We start from the raw sequence: 2197 nt of genomic DNA on the forward strand, positions 1-2197 counted from the left end.
TTAGGCTTATCCTTCCATTTTAAATAAAAGAAATAAGGTGTATTAATAATTAGAATAAATAAAAATCTCATCTCTATCACAACTTTTTACTTTCTATTTTGGATTTCCCACAAGATCTCCCAACTTCCAAATACCAAGCCAAAAAGAAATTGTTAGCATAATAAAGAATGCAAGGAACATATTATCGACTAGATTTTTACTCATCAAGCATAGTTCTCTAGCTATATAAGGAGACACGGGAAACAAAATGCACTGTACTATAGTAATTATTTTTTTCATGATTTATTAATAATACTGTCACATATGATACAGTATACTCCTTTCTAGGAAGAATTCTTATTATTCCTATCTTTATTATAGGCCTGCAGCAATTCGGATTCAATTTTTTATATGTGAAAGTAGTTTCAGAATTCGAACTTTAATTTTTTTATTATACCTTGATTATCATTGAAAAAAATGTACAAATCAATTTCTTAGATTTGATAATATGATGAACTATAAAATATACAAAATACCACTCCAGAATAAAGTACACTTTTTAAAGAATGTACTTTATACTTCTAATTCAGTTTATCAATGGTTTAGCTCTAGTTTAGTCAATTGTACATAAATTTTTAGTTTTTCTAAGGATTCTTCATAGTTGATAGGTCGCAAAATGTTCTGAAAAACGCTCAGAATTGCTGTGTCAGCAACGAAAATGCGTGATTTTTGTATGATTAAAAAAATCGGGGTATCTATACAAAAAAGTGGAGGTGTTATCCTCCGAATCATCCTATTATTTTTTATTTGTTTTCGCTTACATTTTGTCATATAATGTTATTATAGCAAAGAAAGAAGGTGTTATTATGTTAAAAAAATATTTTTCAAAATATAAATGGACTGATTTATTTTGGATTCTATTTGTGGTTTTGACATGCATCTATGTAGGAAACCGTGATTTGCTTCCTCTTAATCATCAAGAATTCTCTCTTCGTGGTAGTTTCTGGGGATTTATACTTGCATTATTTCACTTACTATTCATTGATAAATTTTTCATTTCTAATCGTAAGTAAAACGATACTAGGTAAAAACTCAATTTCAGGAGAAAATAAAGTAAATCACCCCACAATAAAACGCATAGTATCAAGGTTCTTCAAAACCTAATATTATGCGTTTTTTGATCTAAAGACTTTTCCCTATTCTTGCTTATTTTGTTGTTGATTATCTTTATATGAATTTTATAGCATAGGCTATCGTCCATATCTGAGGCACTGTGACACTAAAAAATAGGTCAGTCTCATAGAGGAAGACGAAAAGACAACCGATAAAAGCGTTAAGACACGCCAACGATTTTTATCACTTTATCCATTTACTACCCCCTTTCACTATTTAATAGTTAATTTAGACGATGCAAAAGTGCGAAAAAAGACAAATGTTTATCTTTCTAAACGGATTAAGTTTTCCCACTTTTAATTGCTTGAATAGTGTTGGAAGCTTTTTTTAATATTTCGTCATGATTGGATAAGCAACAGTCAGTTGCAATTTATTGGAGCTCTCACAATGAAGAATGAAACATTATTGCTAGAAACTAAAAAGAGTTGGTGGCAACGGTTGTTTTCAAAAAAAGACAGCCGTTAATTAGTAGAACATATTGAAATGTTGTTTTGTAAAACTTAAAAGAAGAAAGATTTGATGTCCCCCCAATATCATCATGTTTCAACGTAGCTTTAATTTTCTTTGAATAATTTCCTAAAACCAATCTGACTTTTTCGGTACAAGCCATTTGTCAAATCTTTTGTTAAACATTTACATTCTTTTTTACACTATCAATGGTTATTGGAATTAGCAAACAAAAAACGGCAATCAGCATTCACTAAATTACCGTTTTTTATTTAAATTCTATTACTATTAACTACCTAATACTACTAGTATTACTAATATTACTACTAATTATCCTGAGGCCATCGTGTATAAATTGACCCAAAACGTCAAATCCGTTATAAATTCCGTAATAAATAAAGAGTCCTAAAATTATAGATGAAATAATAATACTTGCACAAATAAAATATGTACGTTTTTTTTCATTCATAAGGTCAATCCTCCTTTTTATTTGTATTCGCTTACATTTTATCATATAATACTAATGTAGTAAAGGAAGAAGGTGTTCTTATGCTAAAAAAATATTTTTTCAAAATATAAATGGACTGATTTATTTTGG

1 protein-coding gene is annotated in these 2197 nt (G+C 28.7%); it reads left to right on the forward strand.

The window, feature by feature from the left end; translation table 11 throughout:
* The first annotated feature begins 845 nt into the window (after positions 1-845).
* Positions 846-1052, forward strand: a complete 207-nt coding sequence (locus HMPREF2893_RS11180) for a hypothetical protein (RefSeq protein WP_049475280.1) — start codon at positions 846-848, stop codon at positions 1050-1052.
* Positions 1053-2197: the final 1145 nt, after the last annotated feature.

The organism is Streptococcus sp. HMSC072C09, assembly GCF_001813105.1.
GTDB lineage: Bacteria > Bacillota > Bacilli > Lactobacillales > Streptococcaceae > Streptococcus.

Bases quoted from the DNA above. Each gene is read 5' to 3' on its own strand.
- HMPREF2893_RS11180 (WP_049475280.1), top strand. From the start codon at position 846: ATGTTAAAAAAATATTTTTCAAAATATAAATGGACTGATTTATTTTGG.